This is a genomic window from Kitasatospora sp. NPDC091207 (assembly GCF_044768625.1).
Lineage (GTDB): Bacteria > Actinomycetota > Actinomycetes > Streptomycetales > Streptomycetaceae > Kitasatospora.
The window spans coordinates 26,582-47,063 of record NZ_JBIVVS010000020.1 but is presented as its reverse complement, the minus strand read 5'-3'; the positions used below and the strand labels follow the sequence as shown (position 1 = coordinate 47,063).

Below are 20,482 nucleotides of genomic sequence, written 5' to 3'. Positions count from 1 at the left end.
TCGCCGATGGTCCTCGCGGGTGGGTCCTCGGGGACTTCGCGGTCTTGCGGGTGGCGGAGCGGGAGAAGTGGCGAGGCACTGGCTGGGTGACCCTCGGGCCGCCACGCGATGTCACGTGGCGGCCCGGTACTTGTGCGATGAGTATGCGCCGGGTCGCAGGACGGCCGGCCCCGGTGCTCCAGCCGTAGATCATGATCCCGCAGGTGGGGAGGGGCGTCGGTCGGGGAGGGCCGCTACTCCAGCCACGTGCCGTCGCGCATGATGACCCTGCCGCGCAGTTCCGGTTCGCCGCGCCAGGCGCGCACGGTCTCGGGTGTCACGCGCACGTACAGAAAGGAACCCTCCTCCGTCCGCGGGTCCCACCCGAACTTGGCGGTGAACGTCTCCGCCGCGTCTCCGGGCACGTCCTGGTCCAGGAACCAGGCCGCCTCACCCTGGAGGAGCACCACGTCGACGGTGTCGGGCAGCGCCAGGCGCACGCGTGGGTCCGCACGGACGTTGCGCGCGGTCGCGGACGTGGCGGTGGTGCACATCCACACGGCTCGCCCGTCCCAGAGGAACCACAGCGGCACCTGGTGCGGCCCGTGATCGGGATGTGCGGTCGACACCCACACATCCCGCTCGCTGACGAGCCGTTCCAGTGTGTCGCGCTTGCGCTCCGCCGCCTGACGGCGGACAACTCCCGTGGTCTGCATGAGTGCCGACCCTAACCAGCGGGCTCACAGTACGCATGGGGCGAGGGACCTACTCCCGGCGACCGACGAAGCCCTCAGCCTCCGACCCGGAGACCCCGGGGATCCCGGAGACCCCGGGGATCCCCAGGGTCTCCGGGGTCTCCGGGGACGGCTGACGGGGAGTGTGCGTGGGAAGGCGGCGGGGCCGACTTCCCACGCACAGGGCATCGGTGACGTGGGCTCGGTCGAGGACGGCGACGGCCCCGGTCTCGACCAAGTGCTCGGGGACGTCGAGGGCCGCCACACCGAGCAGGCCGCGAAGGACGGCGCCCGCGTCGTCGTCGCCTCGCGCAGTCAGGAGCGCGTCGACGCGGCCGCGAACACGTTGCCCGGCGACGCCGAGGGCCGCCGGATCGATGTGACGGACGAGTCCTCGATCGCCGCGTTCTTCGCCGACCTCGACCGTCGGGATCTGTCCGAGGCCCTGGGGATGGTCGACAGCCGTAGCGGCAACTTCCTGGTGATCAGCCGGGAGGACGAGCCCGAGGTCTTCATTCAGGCCTTCCGGCATGGGCAGGACGACTGGCAGGTGGAGTACCGCGAGGGCTCCTCCGATCGGCACTTCCGAGCGGAGGAGAACCAATCACGGGATCGGACCGAGAGACTTCTCCGGGAGTGGATGTCCGCCGACCCGGCATGGCGGGAGTCGACTTCCTGGATCAAGCTCGACTTCTCGGACGAGCCCGACGACGAGCCCGACGACGAGCCCGAGGGGGAGCCCGACGACGAGCCCGAGGGAGAGCCCGACGACGAGCCTGAGGGAGAGCCCAACGACGAGCCCGAGGGGGAGCCGGACCGGCCTGCGGACACGCCACGGCTGGTCAGGATCGCTCGTGAAGCAAACAACCGGACCAGCACGATCGGTACCTACCGGGGCGGCCAGGTCTTCGCCGACGTCGTGTCGCGGCCGGAGCCCTAGCGTCGCGGTGTGACGAAGACGTCGTTCACGACGTACCCGTCCAGTCCGTGCAGCTCGCCGTAGGCGATCAGGTCGCTGCTCCGGTTGATGAACCCGCGTCCCGAATAGTTGAGCGAAGTGTTGCAGAGGACGCTGAATCCGGTGAGTTCGCCGAAGGCGGTCAGCAGTGCGCCCATGGCCGGGTTCGCGGTCGGGTCGACGGTCTGGGTGCGGGCCGTTCCGTCGACGTGGGTCACCGCGCGCAGGTCGGCGGATTCGACCCGGCTGAAGTACAGCATGTAGGGGTCGGGGAGGCCACCGCCGAACCAGCGGCCCGCTTCCTGCTCCAGGCAGATCGGGGCGATGGGGCGGTAGCTCTCGCGCTGTTTGATCCTGTTGAGCCTGGCCGTGGTCTCCTCGGTGAAGGGAGCGGCCAGGATCGACCGGTTCCCGAGGGCGCGGGGGCCGATCTCCCAGCGGCCCCGCGCCCAGCCGATGATCTTCCCGTCGCGGAGGTGGCGGGCGACCTCGCCGTGGTCCAGTGGGCGGATCTCGTAGCGCTGCGGGTCGAACTCGATGTCCTCCACGAATTCGCCGCCCGCGTAGACATCCCACTCCAGGTCGGCCGACCCGGTGTAGAAGTGCTGGGCGTCGATGGCGGTGCCGATCGCGGAGCCGCTGTCGTTGGGACACGGCGGAACGAAGACCGCGGGGAAGAGCCCGCACTCGCGCCAGCGCCGGTTCCACTCGCAGTTGAGCCCGCAGCCCCCGGAGATGAGCAGCGGGAGTCCCTCGGTCAGGTACTCCCGGGCGTACGCGTGGAAGCGGTCGAAGATGGCGTCCGAGAGCCGGGCCGCCAGGTTCTTGTAAGCGCTCGATTCCACACCGACGTTGTGGAAGGGGGAATCGGTCATCCGGTCCTTCAGGCTTCCGGTGATGACCTCCTTCTGGCCGAGGACGAAGTCGATCACGTCCTGTTCCGCCCGGGTCGCCGGCCGGTTCTCGGCGAATCCGGCCAGGGCCATCTGCTTCCCCGCGTCCTGGAACCGGACGAACTCCTGGTGCGGACTGAACTTCGGGTCGGCGAGCGCGAAGCCGTAGGAGTACTTGTTGCCGGGGTAGTTGAGCACCTCCTTGAGATGGGTCACCTTCCCGTGCTGGTCGATCCGGTAGAACGAGCCGATGTTCCCCTCCCACACCAGGCTGTAGAAGGGCTGGTCCCGGCGGAGTGCCGACATGCCGTAGGACGTCATGATGTGGGAGCGCTCATGGGTGGACGAGAAGACGCGCACGGCCTTGCCGAAGAACCGGCCGGCCTCGTCCGTGATCGCGGATGCGCCCACACCGAAGTACCCGGCGCGCGAAGCCTGGTCGGTGCACTGGGTGCCCTTGATCCAGCCGCTCACGGCGACGACGTCGGGCTGCCTGTCCAGCCGGTCCGCCGCCGTCGCGAACAGTTCGGCCGTCGGATTGCTGTAGCGGAGGAACGAGTCCTTCTCCGCTTCCAGGGAGAAGAGCAGCCTGCCGTCGTCGACGGCCGCGATCGCCCCGTCATGGCCTTCCTTGAGGGAAAGAATCAGCATGATGGTCCGTTTCTCGGTGGGTTCCGCGTCCGACGGTTCGGGGCGGGCTCAGGGTCCGGGCGGCCCGGGTGCTGCGGGCGGCGCGGAGAGGGCCTTCAGGGCGAGCCGGTGCAACCGAGGGTTGGCGGACAGGGCGCCGGTGCCGTTCCGGGGCGAGGCGCCCAGGAGGTCGGTGCAGAGGCCGCCGGCCTCCTCCACGAGAACCTGTACCGCGGCGATGTCCCAGGGGTTGACGACCGGTTCGGCCGCGATGTCGAGCGTTCCCTCGGCGACCATGCAGTGCTGGAGGAAGTCGCCGAAGGCACGGTCCTCCCAGCAGGCTTCGGCCAGGCGCAGATAGGCCGCACGTGAGTGGAAGACGTCCCAGGTCCGGGTGCTGGTGGTGGAGAGGTATGCCTGGTCGAGGCGGGTGCGGCCGGAGACCCCCAAGCGCACGGGGGTGGTGCCGGCCGGTCCCCGGCGCAGCCAGGCGCCCCGGTCCGCCGCCGCCCACCAGCGGCTGTGCAGGGCGGGGGCGCTGATCACGCCGACGGTGGGGCGATCGTCCTCCAGCAGGGCGATCAACGTGGCCCAGACCGGTACGCCGCGCAGGAAGTTCTTGGTGCCGTCGATGGGGTCGACCAGCCAGGTGCGCCCGGAGGAGACGGAGCCGCCGGTCTCCTCCCCGGCGAACGCGTCATCGGGGCGGGCGGACCGCAGTTCCGCGCGGACGGCCGTCTCGACGGCGGTGTCCGCGTCGGTCACGGGTGTACGGTCCGGCTTCTCCCGGACCCGCAGGTCGAGGGCGTGGAAGCGGCGGACGGTGAGCCCGTCGGCGAGGTCGCCCAGACGGAGGGCCAGTTCGAGGTCGTCCTCCGGTGGCACGGGCGGCGTCACCGGATCACCTCGTTCGCAGTTCGAGCAGGTGGTACTCCATGACGCCCACTTCCTCGATCCGGCGGACCTTGCGCAGCATGTCGATCCGCAGACCGGCCTCACCGGCGAGCACGTCGAGCCGTTCACGGTCTCCGAGGTGGGCGGTGCCCAGCAGCAGCCGGCCGCCGTCGGTCAGGTACTCGTGCGCCCCGGCGAGGTAGCGGGCCTGGCCCCGGTAGCCCGGGTCGAAGACGGCGGTGTGGATGTCGCTGGAGAGGGCGAAGCCGTCCTCCACATAGGTCCAGGGCACGTTCCAGAAGATCGTGTCGAAGCGGCTCAGGGGATCGAGCGCCGTGTACATGTCGCTGTGGAGGGCGCGGACCCGGTCGCCCACACCGTGCCGCTCGGCGTTGGCGACGGTATTGGCCACGGCCTTCTCGTTGATGTCCAGTGCGGTGACGGAGGCACAGCCGCTGAGTGCGGCGGTGACGGCGATGACGCCCGTACCGCAGCCGACCTCCAGGAACGAGCCGTCCCGGGGATAGGGCACCACCGAGGCCATCACCTCGGTGGCCGCGCTCAGCGTGCTGGGCCAGACACCCCGGTGCAGGCTCCACTCCCGTCCCAGCAGGGTGAAGGTGTCCGGCAGGTCGTCACCGGCGAGAGCGTGCTGCAGGGCCCTCGCCACGTCCTCCGGCGACTCCTCGACAGTCATGCCCACTCCCTCCTCGGCGGTGCGGTTTCGGTCATCGGGGCAGCTCGGCGGCGTACCGGACCAGCGCTTCGCGGTGACGGCCGATCTTGCGGAATGCCTCGGCGTACTGGTCGATGAGCACCGTGTCGTCGGGCCAGGCGGTGAAGGTCGGCAAGGAGAGCGCGTGCTGCTCGACGTACTCGGCCTGCGAGTCGGCCCCCGGCGTGGTGGCCTTCTTCGGGACTCCGGGGAAGAGAGGGTTCTCGGTGCGGGCGTAGAGCGGCAGGGTGGACAGCCGGGGGCCGGAGGGGGCGCCGACCTCCATGCCCTCGGCGCGCAGCGCCCGGATGAGCACCGAACGTGGAACGCCACCCAGCGCCTGGGGCCGGTAGAGCGGCTTGTAGCCGTACCAGGCGCCCATGTCGACGTGGTCGGCGACATGGACCTGCTGCAGGTACTCCACGTCGGCGAGCTGCTCGCCGAGGTGCCGCAGGCACCGGTGCCGGGCCTCCTTGCGTGCGGGGAAGGCGGCGAGGGCATGCCGGGCGACGATGGCGTTGAACGGTGACATGCGCAGCTTGAGTCCGAAGCCCGTGACCCAGTGGGCCCGCAGGTCCTCGTCGAGGACGGAGTCCCGGGAGCGGTCCCGGTAGTGCCCGAGGAGGGTGGCGCGGTCCTGGATCCCGGGGTCGCTGGTGACGAGGATGCCGCCTTCTCCGGCGTAGACGGCCTTGTTGGCCTGGAGGGAGAAGACGGCGGCGTCGCCGAAGGTGCCGACCGGCCGGCCCTTGTAGCGGCTGCCGTGGGCGTGGGAGCAGTCCTCCAGGACGCGCAGCCCGTGCCGTTCGGCGATCGACAGGATCGCGTCCATGTCGCAGGGGTGGCCCCACTGGTGGACGACGGTGACGACCTTGGTGCGCTCGGTCAGCGCGGCCTGGAGTGCCTTGGGGTCCAGGCCGCGGGTGTCGGGGTCGATGTCGGCGAGGACCACGTCACCGCGCAGCGCGAAGACGGGGCTCAGCGCGGCGTGGTAGGTGAGCGCCGGTCCCACGACATCCACCCCCTCGCGTACGCCGAGGGCGAAGTAGGCGGCGAGGAGCGCACTGGTGCCGGAGTTGAACGTGACCGCGTAGCGGGCGCCGCCGTTCAGGAAGGCGAGGAAGTCGGCTTCGAGCCGGCCGATGGGGCCGCTGTTGCCCTTGATGGAGATGTCGGTGTTCCGCTGCGCGGCCAGCTCGGACAGCTCCGCCTCGTCCGCGGGGGGCGGCCACACCTCGTGGGGCAGTGGCCGCGAGATGGCGGGTGCGCCCCCGAGAAGGGCGAGCCGTTCGTCGGTACTCATGTGCTCTCTTCCTGTCCTTGCGGGGTGGGTCAGGCGCATCGGTCGGTGAGTCCGCTCGTCCCGCCCGATCGGGCCCGGTAGATTCCGTCGATCGTGCGAACGGTGGCGAGTTGACGCAGGAGGTGGCCCCGGCGGTAGTCGCGGTCCTCCAGGCGGTCCAGATAGTGGATGAACATGGAGCGCGTGATGTCGGTCCTGGATCCTTCCGGGGCGTAGCGTTCCAACTGGGCCCCTCCGACGGCATGCAGGGTGGCCGCCCCGGGGGCGACGGTCAACGCGCCTTCCGAACCGAGCACGCAGAGCTGTTCGGTCTTCGCGAGGCTGTGGCGCGAGATGCGCAGCGAGCCCGCCAGCCCCCTCGACGGGTAGCTGCACAGGAGGGCGACCAGATCCTCCAGTCGGCGATCCCGCGTCTCCTGGTACTGGTGCACGAAGGCCGAGTGCACCCGGGGGGTTTCGGGGAACATCCCGTTGAGCACATCGACAAGGTGGTAGCCCATGTCGAGGAGCACACCACCCCTTGCCTGCTCCCGGGACGCGCGCCAACCCGTGGTCGGACGAGCCAGGTTGAAGTGGTAGTCGTAGGAGAACCAGTAGGGCCTCCCGATCCGCGCGAGGTTGTCCCGGGCGAACCGGAACACCGGGTCGAAGTTCCGTTGCAGCAGTGTGAAGACGCTGCGGTCGGCCTGCTGCGCGAGATGTATCAGCTGGCGCGCTTCAGGTTCGGTGACCGCGAACGGCTTCTCCTTGATGACGTGCCGGCCGTGCGCCAGCAGCCGCGTACAGACCGGGAGATGCTCGCCGTGAGGCACGGTGACCACTGCGGCGTCGAAGTCGACGGCTTTCAGTGCGTCGTCGAGGCTCCCGTAGTACGGGAATCCCCATTCGTCGGCGAGTGGCACGGCGGGCGGGGCGGAGTCGACGCCGCCGACGATATCGGCAATCTCCTGTACGATCGGCAGGTACTCCTTTCCTTGATGCCCGGCAAATCCGATCATCAGCACTCGTGGTCGCGGACGGATGTCCTTCAGCCTGTCGCCGGGCATGCAGAATATTCCCCTCGCAGAACACCGCTCGACGATGACGTGGGAAGTCGGGAAAGGGTTGTTCAGCCCGGATCGGACTTACGTGTCCGCAGACGGTTCAGAGAGCCGTGCGGCTCCCCGAAGGGTCGGCGCGCCAAGCGTGTGCCGCGGTCACGACGTCCTTGATGAAGGTGCTGCCGCTGCGCAGTGTGTTCTCGTCGAGCAGCGTGACGTCCTCGGCGGCCAGCCAGGCGAACTCGGTGTGCTTGTTCCGTTCGAGTGCGGGCGAGGAGAGGTCTCCGTCCACCTCGACGAGGTAGTCCGACTCGATGTGTCGTATGCCGTCCCCCGTCCACTCCGTGTGTGCCACCCGGGCGAGAACGCGGCGCAACCGCCACCCCGTCTCTTCCGATATCTCCCTGCAGAGCGCGTCCAGGAGGGACTCCCCCGGTTCCACGGCTCCACCGACCACGTCCCAGCAACCGGGGAAGAGGGAGCGGTCGGCCGAGCGGCGTTGGACGAAGATCCGGCCGGCCGGATCACGGATCAGTGCGCCCACCACCGGTCGGGGCTGGGCTGCCCCGGTCATGAGGGTCCCCCGTCGCGCTCGGACGGGCACGGGGGTTCGGAATCAGTATTCCCGTACGAACGGTCGAACGGGCGGGGGGTCGAGCGGTCCGAACGGCGGGGTCGGGGCGGGACGAAGCGGTCTGGATTCGAACTGGAGAATGAACGACCTGAAGCTTGCATCTCCACTCCGCGAGGTTAGCCGAATTCCGGAGAACAGGTGCGAGGACGAACTTCTTCAGGGCGCCTTGAGTCCCACTTGACACGGCGAACGGTCGCGTGCTGAGGGATTGCCTCCCGGTGTATGCCGCGGATCCGCCCCGGCGGAATCGCCGGGGCGGGGCCTTGTCCGCGCACGATCCGGTATCGGCCCGGTCCGCCCGCCCCATGGCGACGGGGCTCCGGCAGCGGATTCTTGAGCGATTCTTTCCTGCCACCGCTGACGGATCGTGACGGAACTCTATTGGCCGGATCGGCCGCCCTTCGCGTCCTGGCGATGCCGTCCTCCGGCCCCGCCGACCCGGCCGGCGCCTCCGTTCACCGGCGGCGCGCGACCACGAAGGCGTAGCCGATCTCCGCGAGGGCACCGAACCGGGGAAGGGAACGGGCGAAGTCGAAGAACTCGTAGTGCGGGTCGTCCACGGAGGGGGTGACACTCGCGAAGGCATCGGCGAACGCCTGGTAGGTGCGCCGGACGTGCTCCCCGATGTCCTGGAACTCCAGAACCTCCAGACCGGCGCGGTCGAGGGCCGTGCGGAGCTCCGCCGGCTCGGGGAGCGCAGGAGACCCGAACGCCCGGCAGGTCCGGCGGACCGTCTCCGCGGCCTCACCGGTCACCGGCGACCGGAGCAGCACGTCGGTGACGACCAGCGTGCTGCCGGGCCGCAGGGTCCGGGCGATCTCGGTGAGGGCGGCGGTCCGGTCGGGAATGTGCATCATGGACTCGATCGCCCAGGCACCGTCGAAGGACGCGGACTCGAAAGGCAGTGCGCAGGCGTCCGCGTACCGGAAATCCACCCGGTCGGCGAGCCCGGCGGCATCCGCCCGGGTCCGTGCGAGGGCGATGTCCTCGGCGCTGACCGAGATTCCTGACACCTGGCCACCGGTGGCCCGGGCGATGCGCAGCGCGGGCCGTCCCGTTCCGCAGCCGACATCCAGCAGACTGCGGCCGGGTGCGGCGGCCAGCCGCCCCGCCACGAGGTCGGTGAGCCGGTCGGTGGCCTGGTCGAGCGACCGTCCGTCCGCCGGGCTGTCCCAGTAGCCGACATGAATGTTCCCGTCGACGGCCGCGCCGTCCACGATCTCGGGGTGCTCGTCACGGAGCGGGTCAGGGTCGAGTGAGGACGGGACGCCGTGCTGCGCGGACGGGTTGTCGGTCATCGCGATCTCCCGGGTGCGAGGGGTGAGTCGGCGGGTGACGAGGGCCGGCGGCGTTCGCCGGGAGCGGGCAAAGGTGTTCCCGGACGAAGGCGACGCCGTTCCGCTGTTCCTGAAGGACTTCCCGTGCGACCGGTGGTGGGAACCGCTTCTCGGTGACCGGCTACCGCAGGACGGTGATGGCGGTGGCGAGGTGGCCGTCGTGGACGTGCCAGTGGCCGTCCAGGGTGGGGAGCGGGGAGGGGACGAGGAGGACGGCGGTGAAATCTCTCATCACTTGATCAGATGTGAAGACGGACCCTAGCCGGCCCGGCCGCCGAGCCAGTCCTGGAGGAGGTGCACGGCGACCCGCTCCTCCTCTGCCGACTGACGTGTGTCCTCCTCCCACCTCACGGTTCGGAAGAGTCCGGTCTGCCGCCACTCGTCCAGCGGCTGGTCGAGGTCCAAGCCGTCGGCCTCGTCGAGGTACCGGCTCTCGGCGCTGTAGACCAGGCGGAGCTCGGCGCCCACGACGTGGTACTGGTCGTGCTCCGGAAGGAGCCGCTCCTGCATCGGCAGGGTCCTGTCCAGCTCCACGCCACCGAGATAGCTCGGGACCTCCGCCCGCATCAGCTCGTCGAGGTCCTCGATCTGCTCCGTGGCGAGCCCGGTGACGGTGGACACCGCGATGTTGCGCGAACTGATCAGCGCGGTGAGGCCCGGGACCGTCACGGACTTCCAGAGCGAAGGCGCCCGGGCGAGCAGGTGTGCGGTGATGTCGGCCGCGGTGGCCCCGGCTTCGACAGCTGGACCGACGACCAGGCTCGCGACTGCCACACCGAGGTCGCGACGGTATTCCGGGGCGATCCGCGTCGACTGGGTCAACACGGAGCGGTCGATCTGGCCGGAGATCACCTGGTCTTCGTCGAAGAACAGAGCGACGCCTGTACGACTCATGGCCGTTCCTTCTCGGGGTCGGGGTCGGGGTCGGGGTCGGGGGAGCGGTTGCGCGGTGTGCGTGGAGTGTTCGTTCTGGAAGTCGGCGGTGGTGAGCCCGGCCGGCGGTCGCAGTCTGGCCGTGCCCGTGTGCTTCAGCTGGGACTGGAACGGGGTCTCGGGCTGACCGAAGACGAGCGCGGAGACTCGGACCGTGCCGTCCTCCAGGACCGCTGTCACGACGCCCAGCCCTGAGTAGACCAGCGGGTTCCGAGCGGCGGTGTGGAGGGTGCCCGAGGCCGTGGACGTCGTGAGCCACCGCGGGTCGAAGGTGATGATCACCCGGCGCTCGCCGATGTCGAACAGGAGGTGCGGGTCCTTCGCGAGGACTCCGGTGGGTTCCGTCGGGGGCATCCTCGGCGCGTTGCGGCAGCGCATCCTGCCTTCGAAGGAGACCAGGAGGCCGCGGTACACATCGTCGACCGTGCTGTCGCCGAGCTTCCTGGCCTCCTCCGCGTGCCAGGTCTCGAACAGCGGCCTGACGTTCTGGACGAAGAGTCCGGGGGCCAGCCCCTGGCCGCCGAACGGCTTGGTGCCGTCGAGTCCTGCCTTCGCTGCCGCGCTGAGCACGGCCTTCCCGTCCGCGAGCATCGCGATCCGTGGCAGGTTGACCAGATCGACGCTGGAGAAACGCGCCCGCCAGGTCTGGGACGACTTGCGCAGCCTTTCGGCGACGACCTCATCGTGAAGGCCGGGCTCTCGGACCGCGTTCACCATCACGACGTTCACGTCGCCGTGGATGCTTCCCGCCTGAATGGCCGTTCCGGACACCTGGCCGGAGAGGTCGTTGTGAACGTCCGTCGGAGCCGGATGACCCGTGCTGCCGTCCCCCGTCGGTTCCACGTCTTGACCTCACTCGGGCTCACAACGGTCTGATGAGCCACGAACATTACCCCGGCCCTCGGACGGCGGTCACTCGGCGGGGATGCCGCGGAGGAGGAAGGGGAGGTGGGCGCCGCGGGCGAGGGCGGTGAGGGCCTGGGCGACGCGGCGGTGCTGGTCGGTGGCCATGGTGTCGGCGAGGTCGGCGGGGTGGACCCAGTGCAGGGCGACGATCCGCTCCGGGGGGCGGTGGCGGGTGACGGTGGTTTCCTGGGCGCGGGTGAGGCGGCCGCCCCAGTAGACGAAGTTGACGCCTTCGGGGAGCAGTTGGGCGTCGACGTAGTCGGTGGCGAGGATGCTGCGCAGGGGGAGGACGAGGCCGGTCTCGGTCTCGGTGTGACGGCGGGCGGCGAGGTGGGGGAGTTCGTTGCGTTCGGCGCTGCCGCCGGGGAGGGTGCAGCCGTTCTTGTAGGTGGTCTCGACGAGCAGGACGGCGCCGTCGGTGTTGAGGACGAGGGCCTGGTGGCCGAGACGGCGGCGGGGCGGGTTGGTGAGGATCTCGGGCAGCGGGTACAGCATCGCGGGCTCCTTGGAGGGGAGTTGGGGTGAGTGTCCGGCCCGGCTCGCGGCTGGGGTCGCGAGCCGGGCCGGGCGTCCCGCGTGGCGCACCACACCGGCACGCGGGAGTTCGGGGGTCACCGGCGGGGCGTGGTGGCCGACAGCCGGGTGAAGCAGGCGGGCAGTCCGGCGACGACGCCGGTGGTGAGGATCACTCCGGAGATGAGGAGTTGGGGCCCGAGGGGGCCGTTCCGGATCGGCCAGCAGACGAGCGCGGCGGCGCAGGCGCTGATGGCCGGTACAGAGAGGGCGGCGGTGAGGAGCTTGAAGTCCTGGCTCACGCCGCGTCGTTGGCGCGGGGCGGGCTGGGGTGCTGGACGGCCAGGTAGCGGGGGCTGTCGAGCGGCCGGACGCGGTCGGGGCCGGTGGTCCACTCGCACCCGCCGGCTTCGGGTCTGAGGTAGACCAGTCCGCCGAGGGTGTCCATGTAGACGCCCTCGGCGGGCTGCCCGCTGGGCGAGCGGTGGGCGAGGTCGCGGACGACCTCGCCCACCGTGGGGGTGTAGGCGGGCATGCGGGGGCGACTGGGCATGGGGGCTCCCTTGGTTGCTCTGAGCGTTTGGATCGTTACGACCCGTATCCATGGTGGGGTGATCGGAGCTACGATCGGAAGGGTTCGCACTGGACACTTTGCCCATGTGGGATTCAGGATCCGAAAAGGTGATCGATCATGCGGCGTACCGATCTTGACCCGACGTCATCTCCCGCTGCTGCGTTCGGGGTTCAACTTCGCAGGTCGCGGGAGGCAAAGAGGCTGACGCAGGTGGGGCTGGCGGAGCTCATCGGGTACAGCGACACGCTCGTGTCGAGCATCGAAAGAGCTACACGCAATCCCACTCAGCCGTTCGCCATCCAGGCTGACAATGTGCTTGAGACCGGCGGGACGCTGGAGCTGATGTTCTGGAACCTCAGCAACACCTCGCTCCTCGAAGGATTCCCCGAATACGCAGCTCAGGAGGCCAAAGCGGTCGAGATCCGGCACTTCGAACTCGGCGTCGTCCCCGGGCTGCTGCAAACTCAGGAGTATGCGGCGGCGTTCGCGGCCGCCGCTGTACGACGTGGAAGGATCACGCAAGAGCAGGCGGACGATCGACTCAACTTCCTGCTGACCCGGCAGAAGTTGCTCGACCGCAAGCCGCTGCCATGGCTCCACTTCGTCCTGGACGAAGGCTGTCTACGGCGTCCAGTGGGCGGGCAGAGGGTGATGAGCCGCCAACTCCGGCACCTGGAGGAACTGGCGGCCCGGCCCAACGTCACCGTCCAGATCGCTCCCTACAGTCTCGCCGAGGAGCTTCCGTTCACCATGATGGTCACGTTGCTGACCATGGCTGATCGCTCTCTGCTCGCTTACTCGGAGTGCCAGCTGCGCGGCTTCCTGGTGCGGCAGAGCGAAGCCGCCAGGGAGCTGGAGAGGGACTACCATCAGCTAGCAGTGGAGGCGCTGCCGAAAGCTGCGTCTCTGGAGATGGTCCGCCAGGTGTGAAAGGAACGTCATGAACGGCCTCGTAGACCTGTCCAACGCATTGTGGTTCAAGGCCTCCTACAGCAACAACGGGGGATCTTGTGTGGAGGTGGCAGCCGACTTTCCCGGCTTCGTCCCCGTCCGTGACTCCAAGGACCCCGAGGGTCGCGCGCTCGTCTTCCCGTCCGAGGCCTGGCGGTCGTTCGTCGCCGGTGTCCGGGCCGGCGAGTTCGGCGCCGTCTGATCGGCTGTCGTCTGCGGCCCCCGACCGGTGTGCCGGTCGGGGGCCGCTTCGCGTGGTCGTTCGTGGGGATATCGACGCCTTCGGCGTGGGTAGCCTCAGCTGAGGGGTGCTGATTCCGTTCATGGGGAAGGGGCTTGGTGGGCATGTCCGTAGATCTGACTGACGCCTGGTGGCGCAAGAGCTCGCACAGCAATGGCGGAGGTGGCTGCGTGGAGGTAGCGGACGGGCACGAGGGGGTCATGCCCGTCCGTGACTCCAAGGACCCCGAGGGTCCCGCGCTCGTCTTCCCGTCCGAGGCCTGGCGGTCGTTCGTCGCCGGTGTCCGGGCCGGCGAGTTCGGCGCCGTCTGACTGACGGTCATCTGTGGCCCCGACCGGCAATGCCGGCCGGGGGCCGTTATGCGCGGTCCGCTCGGCCCCACGGCTCGGGCACGCCGACCCTTACGTCCAGGTCCCAGAGAACGCACTCCTCGCCGGGGCGGGCCACGAACTCCCAGGCCACGGCGGTGCGGTGCAGCTGTTCGTGCATCGATCCCGCACGGCTCGCGTTCCCGGGCAGCTCGCCGCCCTGCGGGTGGTGGTGCAGGAACCGCCCGTAGGCCGCGCGGCAGAAGGCCGCGTAGCGCTCGGTGCACAGGATCAGTCCGTGCCACGCCTCGTCGACGGCGAACGAGGGCATGCCGATGATCTGCCCGTCCAGGATCGCCGCTCCGCAGCAGCGCAACCACTGCCGTAGCCCTGTCTCGACCAGCTCGCGCGGCTGGAACGGGCACGTCCGGTAGACGGCCGGCGGGAGTTCGAGCGCGTCGACCGCCGCCTGTACGCGGTCGAGGCGCCGGGTGAACGTTCGCGCAAGCACGCTGGCTCCTCTCCGGCCGGCCGGGCCGGCCCTGTCGACCGCTCAGTCGCCGCCGCCGCACCCTCCGCCACAGCCACCACCTCCGCAGCCGCCCCCGCCGCACCCTCCGCCGGAGTCGCCGCTGCCGCCTCCGTCGCCGCCCCGGTAGCGGGACTTCCTGCGCTTGTCGTCCCGGCCCAGCAGGCTCTGGATTCCGAATCCGACGACTGCCACCACGATGAAGAAGATCAGCCAGCCCATCTCTCCCCAACTCCCCCAGTAGCGCCGGGAGAGGGCCTCTCGGCGCGCCCGCGACCCGCGACCCGGCGGCCTCCTCGGGCCGATCACGACGATCACGACGATCGCGCGAGAGGGCGGGATTCGACGCCTCCGGAGCCGCGCCGCGCGGTGCGCCAAGACGGCCCCTCGCCGGCGGTTATACCTCATTGTTCCAGCAGGGACTGACAGTGAAACGCCGTCAGGCCCCCGGGGCGACGCCTCCGGGCGGGTTGTCGTCAGAATGACGAATAGTCGCTACGCTGGCCCCATGCGAGTCAATCTCACGCGTGCCAGCGTCGCCATGGGCGACGACGTGGACGCACCCCACCGGGGCGTCGCACAGGTCGACGGCTCCACCACGCTCGGCGAGTTCGTGCGCGAGGTCGCGGTCTCGGGCTACTTCCCCCAGATGGCCTGCTGGGTCGTGTACATCGGCCCGCCCCATGGGACGGAGACGGACCCGGTCGCGATGCTGACGGCCCCGTGGGACCGGCCGCGTTTCCTGGACGACGCCGCGCGGAACCGCCCCCTCGACTCGTTCGCCGGCGATGACGGCGATGACGGCCAGGACGGCCAGGACGGCGATCTGAGCCTCTACTTCGACTACCGGACCCGCGTCGCGCCGGAGACCCTGTGGCTACGCCTGCTCGGCGCCGAGCCGACCGCCTGAGCCGGGCTCGCCCTCACCCCGTGCCGAAGGTGCGCCGCAGGCAGGTGGCCAGGCCCTCCGGGGTGGGCGGGTGGAACCGTCCGGCCAGGTGGCCGTCGGGGCGGATCAGGAACGCCTCGCCGGGGCGGGCCGCGTAGGCGGCGCGGAACTCGCCGTCGGAGTCCCGCGCGGTCGGCAGTCGCCACCGCGGTGCGGGCGCGTCCGGGGCGAGCAGCGCGTAGACGTCCAGCAGTCCGTGCGCGGTGGAGAGGGCGGCCACCGCGCAGGTGGTGACCAGGTCGCCGGGGGTGGCGGCGTCGACGTGGAACAGCAGGGTGTGGCGCGGGCCGCGCAGGAGGTCGAACAGCCGGACGGGGTAGCTCGCGAGGTCGCGGGTCAGCCCCCGGCAGTCCGGAGCGCGTCCGCCCGGTTCGGGGCCGCCCGGCCCGCCGTCCGTACCGGGGTCGACCAGTGGGCTGTCCGGGTAGCCGACCAGCAGTTGGGCCTCCCGTCGCAGCACCGTGTCGAGGTCCTCGGCGGAGCCGGGGGAGGCCTGGGCCCCGCTCCGGGCGTTCCGCACCGTCCGACCGACGACTTCCTCGCCCACCGGGTGCCGTTCGGCGTGGTAGCTGTCGAGCAGCCCGTCGGCGCCGACGCCCCGGACGGCGAGTGCGAGCTTCCAGGCCAGGTTGTAGGCGTCCTGGATGCCGGTGTTCATGCCCTGGGCCCCGGTGGGCGGGTGGATGTGGGCGGCGTCGCCGGCCAGGAAGAGCCGCCCGGCCCGGTAGCGGTCCACCAGGCGGTGGCTGATCCGGAAGGTGGAGGACCAGCGCAGTGCCGAGGCGTGCGCCGGTCGGGGCGAGAGCCGGTCGAGTACGGCCTGGATGTGCCGCAGTTCGGGGGCCGCGCCGTCCTCCAGCCCGTGTGCGACGCCGTCCGCCGCGCCCGGGCCGGCCAGTTCGTCGGGCACCATCATCGACATCCGGTAGCGGCCCCGGCCGGGGAGCGGGATGCAGACCAGCAGGTCGTCCACCCGGCCGTCGGCGTCGTGGTGGGTGGCGCGGACGCCGTAGCCGGTGGGGAGGTCCCACTCGACCTCGACGTCGCCCAGCATGTACTGCTCGGGGAAGGCGTCGCCCTCGAACCGCAGGCCGGCGGCCTTGCGGACCAGGCTGTGCGCGCCGTCGCAGCCGATCACGTAGCGGGCCCGGAGCTCCCGCGGTCCGGAGGCGGTGCGGAGCACGGCCCGCACGCTGTCCGGGTCCTGCTCGACGGAGACCAGTTCCGTGCCGCGCTCGACGGGCGTGCCGTACCCGGCGAGGTGCTCGGTGAGCAGCCGCTCCGTCGTGTACTGGGGCAGCGCGGCGAAGCCGTACGGGATGTCGGGCGGCAGCGCGAGTTCGATCCGGGGGCCGGGCCGCCCGTCGACGAAGAGCAGCTGGCCGTGCATCGGGACCGCCTCGTCCAGGGCTGCCCGGACCATGCCCATGGCGTCCCAGACCTCCATGGTGCGCGGCTGGACGCCGACGGCCTTGGCGTAGTGCTGCGGGGTGGCCAGCCGGTCCACGATCCGGCCGCCGACCCCGTGGCGGCGCAGCTCGGCCGCGGCCGTGAGCCCGACCGGACCCGCGCCCACCACCAGTACGTCGATCTCGTCGATGCCCGCTCCCGGGGACGTGCTGACCGCCTCCCTCCAGGCTGCTCCCGACTGGCGCCCGCCCGCCACCGGTACCGCGGGGGCGTCCCGGGAGCGGTTTCGGACGGCGACCATTTCTAAACACTTGGCGACAATCCCGGTCAACTCATGACGGTCCGTCACGTCGCCTTCTACGCTTCGTGCGGCCTCGGTGGCCGGCGGACCCGTCCGCCACCGTGCCGAGCGTTTCCCCGATGCTCTCTGACGAATCTGGAGAAATCCCCCGTGAGAATAAGCCGTTCCCCGAGCCGCGTCTGGACGGCCGTGGTCGCCACCGGGGCGGCCACGGCCGCGCTGTTGGTGCAGCCCGGCGCCGCCTGGGCCGTCGCACCCGCGCCCGTCGTGACGTCCACCGTCGCCGTGGCGCCCTACCCGGCGGGCGTCGCGCTCGCGCCGGACGGCAGCCGGGCGTACGTGACCAGCCAGAGCAGCGGCACCGTCACCGTGCTCGACGCCGCCACCGGCGCGGTCTCCGGCACCTTCACGGCCGGCAGCGGCTCGTACGCGGCCGCCTGGGCCCCCGACGGGCGGCACGCCTATCTGACCCACCACCTCGACGGCACCGTCAGCGTGCTGGACACCGCGAGCGACACCGTGACGGCCACCGTCCCGGTCGGCGCCGAGCCGTTCGGGGTGGCGGTCGCGCCCGACGGGGCCCACGTGTACGTCAGCAGCGCCGGCGCCAACACGGTGAGCGTGCTGGACACCGCGAGCAACACCGTCACCGCGACCGTCCCGGTCGGCGCCGAGCCGCACGGCGTGGCCGTCTCCCCGGACGGCACACACGTGTACGTGGCCGCCTCGGGTGCCCAGGCGGTGGACGTCATCGACACCGCGAGCAACACGGTGAGCGCCGACGTCCCCGTCGGCCACGGCGTCTTCGGCGTGGCCCTGAGCTCCGACGGCGCCCGCCTCTGGACGGCCAACGGGGGCGACGACACCGTCAGCGTGCTGGACACGGCGGGCAACACCGTCGTGGGCACGGTGGCGGTGGGGGCCAACCCGTTCTCGGTCGCGCTGTCGCCCGACGGGAAGTCCGCGTACGCCTCGAACTACACGGACGGCACGCTGAGCGTGATCGCCACCGCGGACCGCACGGTCACCGCGACGGTGCCGGTCGGCACGAACCCGTACGCGCTCGCCGTCACCCCCGACGGGCGGCGCGGCTACCTGGCCGACTTCGCCTCGGGCGCCGTGACGGTGCTCGGCTTCCCGCTGCCGGTACCGGTGGTCACCGCCGTCAGCCCGGCCTCCGGTCCGCAGGCGGGCGGGACGACGGTCACCGTCACCGGGACCGACCTCGCCGGGGCGACCGCGGTGAGCTTCGGCGCCGCCGGGAACGCCGCCACCTTCTCGTGCACCGAGACCAGCTGCACCGCGAACGCGCCCGCCGCCTCCGCCGGCGGGGCGGTCGACGTCCGGGTCACCACGCCCGGCGGCACCAGCGCCGTCGTCCCGGCCGGCCGGTTCACCTACATCGCGCCGACCGCCGACCTCGCGGTGGCGCTCGGCGCCAACCCGGTGGGCGGCCTGCTCTCCGGGCGGGTCGACTACACCCTCACCGTCACCAACCAGGGGCCGGAGACGGTGACCTCGGCGACCGTGACCGCCGACCTGCCGACCGGCCTCACCTCCTCGTCGACCGACTGCACCGTCGCGGCCGGCAAGCTGACCTGCGCGATCACCGGTCCGCTCGCGAAGGGGGCGAGCGTCACCCGGCACCTGACGGTTCACGTGGGCCTGCTCAACCTCGGTCGGACCTTCACCGTCACGGCCACCCGCACCGCGAGCGCGCCCACCGACCCGGTGGTGACCAACGACCGCGCGTCCCGCACCTGCACGGCCACCCTCGCGCTCCTGATCAGCTGCAGCTGAGTCCGCTGCAGCTGGGTCCGCCGCGTTGAGTCCGCTGCCGCCGGCGCCTGCCCCTCGGGGCGGGCGCCGGCGGCACCGTCGCGCGGTGGGTGCCGTACCCGTGCTCAGTCGACGGGAGCGCCGAACCACCTGGCCAGCGGGCCGAGCAGGTCCTGCTGGTCCTCGCCGACCCACGCGACATGGCCGTCCGGCCGCAGCAGCACCGCGGGCACGTCCAGCTCCGCGCTCCTGTCGACGACGTGGTCGACCCGGTCCGCCCGGCCCGCCACCGAGAGCCGGCCGGTGCCGTCCAGCAGGAGCCCGCGGCCGTCGTGCATCAGCTCGTACAACCGGCCCCGCTCCAGCGGCACGTCCCGCAGCCGCCGGCCGAGCAGGTCGGGGCCCTCGCCGAAGTCGTAGCGGACCCCGACCGCGGTGATCATCCCGGTCACGTACCGGTTCACCTCCTCGAAGTCCATCAGCGTCGACAGCAGGCGGCGCAGCGCGGCGGCCCCCGGATCGGTCCCCATCAGGGTGATCTGCGCGCGGGTGTTGTCCAGCACGGCGGCGCCCACCGCGTGCCGTTCGGTGTGGTAGCTGTCCAGCAACCCCTGCGGCGCCCAGCCGTTGACCTCGGCGGCCAGCTTCCAGCCGAGGTTGAACGCGTCCTGGATGCCGAGGTTGAGGCCCTGTCCGCCGGTCGGCGGGTGGATGTGGGCCGCGTCGCCGGCCAGCAGGGCCCGGCCGACCCGGTAGCGCTCGGCCTGCCGGGTGGCGTTGCCGAACCGGGACAGCCAGCGCGGCGAGTGGACGCCGAAGTCGGTGCCCGCGAAGGCCCGCAGCTGCTGCCGGAACTCGTCGAGGGTCGGCGCCGTGCGGTCCTCGGCCACGCCGGCGGCGGGTACGACGATGCGGTACACGCCCTGGTGCCCGTCCACGTCGGGCAACGCGCCGAACCGCAGCTGGGTCTTGCGGACCTCGTCGACGACGGCGGCGATCGCGGCCGGATCCGCGGTCGCCTCCATGTCGCCCAACAGCGTCTCGACGGTGGAGGGTTCCCCGGGGAAGCCGACGCCGAGCAGCTTGCGCACCGCGCTGCGGCCGCCGTCGCACCCGACGAGGTAGCGCGAGCGCAGCCGGGTGCCGTCCGCCAGTCCGACGGTCACCCCGTCCTCGTCCTGGCTCAGCCCGACCACCTCGCAGCCGCGCCGGATCTCGGCGCCGAGCTCGACCGCACGCTCGTCGAGCAGCCGCTCGGTGACCTGCTGCGGGACGGTGAGGCCGTACGGGTGCGCGGTGTCCAGGGAGTCCGGCCACGGTTTGTGGATGCCGCCGAAGAAGCCGCCGACGCGGAACTTGTCACCCGCCGCGAGGAACCGGTCCAGCAGACCGCGCTGGTCCATCATCTCGACGCTGCGCGTGTGCAGGCCCCGGCCGCGTGACCGTTCGCTCGGCTCCGCCGACCTTTCCAGCACGACCACCCGCACGCCGGCCAGCCGCAGTTCCCCGGCCAGCATCAGGCCGGTCGGTCCGCCGCCGACCACGATCACGTCAATCATCAGTACGCCCGTTCAACGAGAGGGGAGGGAGGCCGGTCGCCACGCGGCCCGGCGGCGCGCGTACCCGGGACGCCGGGCCGCGAGCCCGCCGCGAGCCCGCCGTGCCGCGGTGAGCCACGCCGGTGCTGCCGCGCCCTGCGGGACCGCCGGTCCGACAAGCTGTGACATACCTCAGAAATCCGATATTTCCGCAGGTACCGGCCTCGGGCCGACCATTCTGCGCCCCACCCGGGGCCTTGCCGCAAGCCCCCCGCCGGGCTATATCTTGATAGTGGCGGGGAGTGGGTCGACCTCCTTCGCCGAGGCGGGTGGTCCAGGCGACGGCGGGGGCCCGGACGCTGCTGGACGGGCACACCGCCGGGGACCGGACGGGACCGCTGCGACTACCGCTCTTCCTCCCTGGCCCACGTCG

The 20,482-nt window shown here is 71.2% G+C and carries 21 protein-coding genes; 6 read left to right on the top strand and 15 right to left on the bottom strand.

The window, feature by feature from the left end:
- Positions 1-233: 233 nt before the first annotated feature.
- Entirely contained in the window at positions 234-695 is a 462-nt protein-coding gene (locus tag ACIQTO_RS28000) for a pyridoxamine 5'-phosphate oxidase family protein (RefSeq protein WP_402393469.1), read from the bottom strand.
- Between the two features lie 214 nt (positions 696-909).
- On the opposite strand from ACIQTO_RS28000, the gene ACIQTO_RS27995 reads away from it, so the two are divergent.
- Positions 910-1,653, top strand: a complete 744-nt coding sequence (locus ACIQTO_RS27995; RefSeq protein ID WP_402393466.1) for a hypothetical protein — start codon at positions 910-912, stop codon at positions 1,651-1,653.
- Here the strand turns inward: ACIQTO_RS27995 and ACIQTO_RS27990 are convergent.
- The 11 genes from ACIQTO_RS27990 to ACIQTO_RS27940 all read right to left on the bottom strand — a co-directional run bounded on the left by ACIQTO_RS27990 (position 1,650) and on the right by ACIQTO_RS27940 (position 12,022).
- Entirely contained in the window at positions 1,650-3,215 is a 1,566-nt protein-coding gene (locus ACIQTO_RS27990; protein WP_402393463.1) for a carbamoyltransferase C-terminal domain-containing protein, read from the bottom strand. The two genes, ACIQTO_RS27995 and ACIQTO_RS27990, sit on opposite strands and share 4 nt — an antisense overlap.
- 48 nt (positions 3,216-3,263) lie before the next feature.
- Entirely contained in the window at positions 3,264-4,091 is an 828-nt protein-coding gene (hisN, locus tag ACIQTO_RS27985; RefSeq protein WP_402393461.1) for a histidinol-phosphatase, read from the bottom strand.
- Positions 4,092-4,095: 4 nt separating this feature from the next.
- Complete coding sequence (locus ACIQTO_RS27980; RefSeq protein ID WP_329885493.1) at positions 4,096-4,785, bottom strand: methyltransferase; 690 nt, start codon at positions 4,783-4,785, stop codon at positions 4,096-4,098.
- A gap of 31 nt (positions 4,786-4,816) precedes the next feature.
- Complete coding sequence (locus tag ACIQTO_RS27975; protein ID WP_402393459.1) at positions 4,817-6,106, bottom strand: DegT/DnrJ/EryC1/StrS family aminotransferase; 1,290 nt, start codon at positions 6,104-6,106, stop codon at positions 4,817-4,819.
- Positions 6,107-6,135: 29 nt separating this feature from the next.
- A complete protein-coding gene (locus tag ACIQTO_RS27970) occupies positions 6,136-7,152 on the bottom strand; it encodes a Gfo/Idh/MocA family protein (RefSeq protein ID WP_402393456.1) in 1,017 nt (338 codons plus the stop codon).
- Positions 7,153-7,249: 97 nt separating this feature from the next.
- Complete coding sequence (locus tag ACIQTO_RS27965; protein ID WP_402393453.1) at positions 7,250-7,720, bottom strand: NUDIX hydrolase; 471 nt, start codon at positions 7,718-7,720, stop codon at positions 7,250-7,252.
- 515 nt (positions 7,721-8,235) lie between these two features.
- A complete protein-coding gene (locus ACIQTO_RS27960) occupies positions 8,236-9,078 on the bottom strand; it encodes an SAM-dependent methyltransferase (protein ID WP_402393450.1) in 843 nt (280 codons plus the stop codon).
- 297 nt (positions 9,079-9,375) lie between these two features.
- Entirely contained in the window at positions 9,376-10,779 is a 1,404-nt protein-coding gene (locus ACIQTO_RS27955) for a hypothetical protein (RefSeq protein WP_402393447.1), read from the bottom strand.
- A gap of 183 nt (positions 10,780-10,962) precedes the next feature.
- Positions 10,963-11,451, bottom strand: coding sequence for an NUDIX domain-containing protein (locus ACIQTO_RS27950; RefSeq protein WP_402393445.1), 489 nt, complete (start codon positions 11,449-11,451; stop codon positions 10,963-10,965).
- Positions 11,452-11,567: 116 nt separating this feature from the next.
- Positions 11,568-11,771 (bottom strand): hypothetical protein, encoded by a 204-nt coding sequence (locus ACIQTO_RS27945; protein ID WP_402393442.1) that lies wholly within the window; start codon positions 11,769-11,771, stop codon positions 11,568-11,570.
- A complete protein-coding gene (locus ACIQTO_RS27940) occupies positions 11,768-12,022 on the bottom strand; it encodes a hypothetical protein (protein WP_402393439.1) in 255 nt (84 codons plus the stop codon). Before ACIQTO_RS27940 ends, ACIQTO_RS27945 begins: the two co-directional genes overlap by 4 nt.
- A gap of 138 nt (positions 12,023-12,160) precedes the next feature.
- On the opposite strand from ACIQTO_RS27940, the gene ACIQTO_RS27935 reads away from it, so the two are divergent.
- The 3 genes from ACIQTO_RS27935 (at position 12,161) to ACIQTO_RS27925 (ending at position 13,546) form a co-directional block, all read left to right on the top strand.
- Positions 12,161-12,973: a Scr1 family TA system antitoxin-like transcriptional regulator gene (locus ACIQTO_RS27935; protein ID WP_402393437.1), complete on the top strand. Its 813-nt coding sequence runs from the start codon at positions 12,161-12,163 to the stop codon at positions 12,971-12,973.
- 10 nt (positions 12,974-12,983) lie between these two features.
- Positions 12,984-13,196 carry a DUF397 domain-containing protein gene (locus tag ACIQTO_RS27930; RefSeq protein ID WP_402393434.1) on the top strand — a complete coding sequence of 71 codons (213 nt, stop codon included), beginning with the start codon at positions 12,984-12,986 and terminating at the stop codon, positions 13,194-13,196.
- A gap of 143 nt (positions 13,197-13,339) precedes the next feature.
- The gene (locus ACIQTO_RS27925; RefSeq protein ID WP_402393431.1) at positions 13,340-13,546 is read left to right on the top strand and encodes a DUF397 domain-containing protein; all 207 of its coding nucleotides are present in this window, start codon (positions 13,340-13,342) and stop codon (positions 13,544-13,546) included.
- Positions 13,547-13,592: 46 nt separating this feature from the next.
- Here ACIQTO_RS27925 and ACIQTO_RS27920 read toward each other — a convergent pair whose 3' ends face one another.
- Entirely contained in the window at positions 13,593-14,054 is a 462-nt protein-coding gene (locus ACIQTO_RS27920) for a hypothetical protein (protein ID WP_402393428.1), read from the bottom strand.
- A 526-nt stretch (positions 14,055-14,580) separates the two neighbouring features.
- Between ACIQTO_RS27920 and ACIQTO_RS27915 the strand changes: the two genes are divergently transcribed.
- On the top strand, positions 14,581-14,982 hold the full coding sequence (locus ACIQTO_RS27915; protein ID WP_402393425.1) for a hypothetical protein: 402 nt from the start codon (positions 14,581-14,583) through the stop codon (positions 14,980-14,982).
- Positions 14,983-14,995: 13 nt separating this feature from the next.
- Here ACIQTO_RS27915 and ACIQTO_RS27910 read toward each other — a convergent pair whose 3' ends face one another.
- Complete coding sequence (locus tag ACIQTO_RS27910; RefSeq protein ID WP_402393422.1) at positions 14,996-16,732, bottom strand: FAD-dependent monooxygenase; 1,737 nt, start codon at positions 16,730-16,732, stop codon at positions 14,996-14,998.
- 150 nt (positions 16,733-16,882) lie between these two features.
- Between ACIQTO_RS27910 and ACIQTO_RS27905 the strand changes: the two genes are divergently transcribed.
- A complete protein-coding gene (locus tag ACIQTO_RS27905; protein WP_402393419.1) occupies positions 16,883-18,532 on the top strand; it encodes a beta-propeller fold lactonase family protein in 1,650 nt (549 codons plus the stop codon).
- A 104-nt stretch (positions 18,533-18,636) separates the two neighbouring features.
- Here ACIQTO_RS27905 and rox read toward each other — a convergent pair whose 3' ends face one another.
- Positions 18,637-20,070: a rifampin monooxygenase gene (gene rox, locus ACIQTO_RS27900; protein WP_402393416.1), complete on the bottom strand. Its 1,434-nt coding sequence runs from the start codon at positions 20,068-20,070 to the stop codon at positions 18,637-18,639.
- Positions 20,071-20,482: the final 412 nt, after the last annotated feature.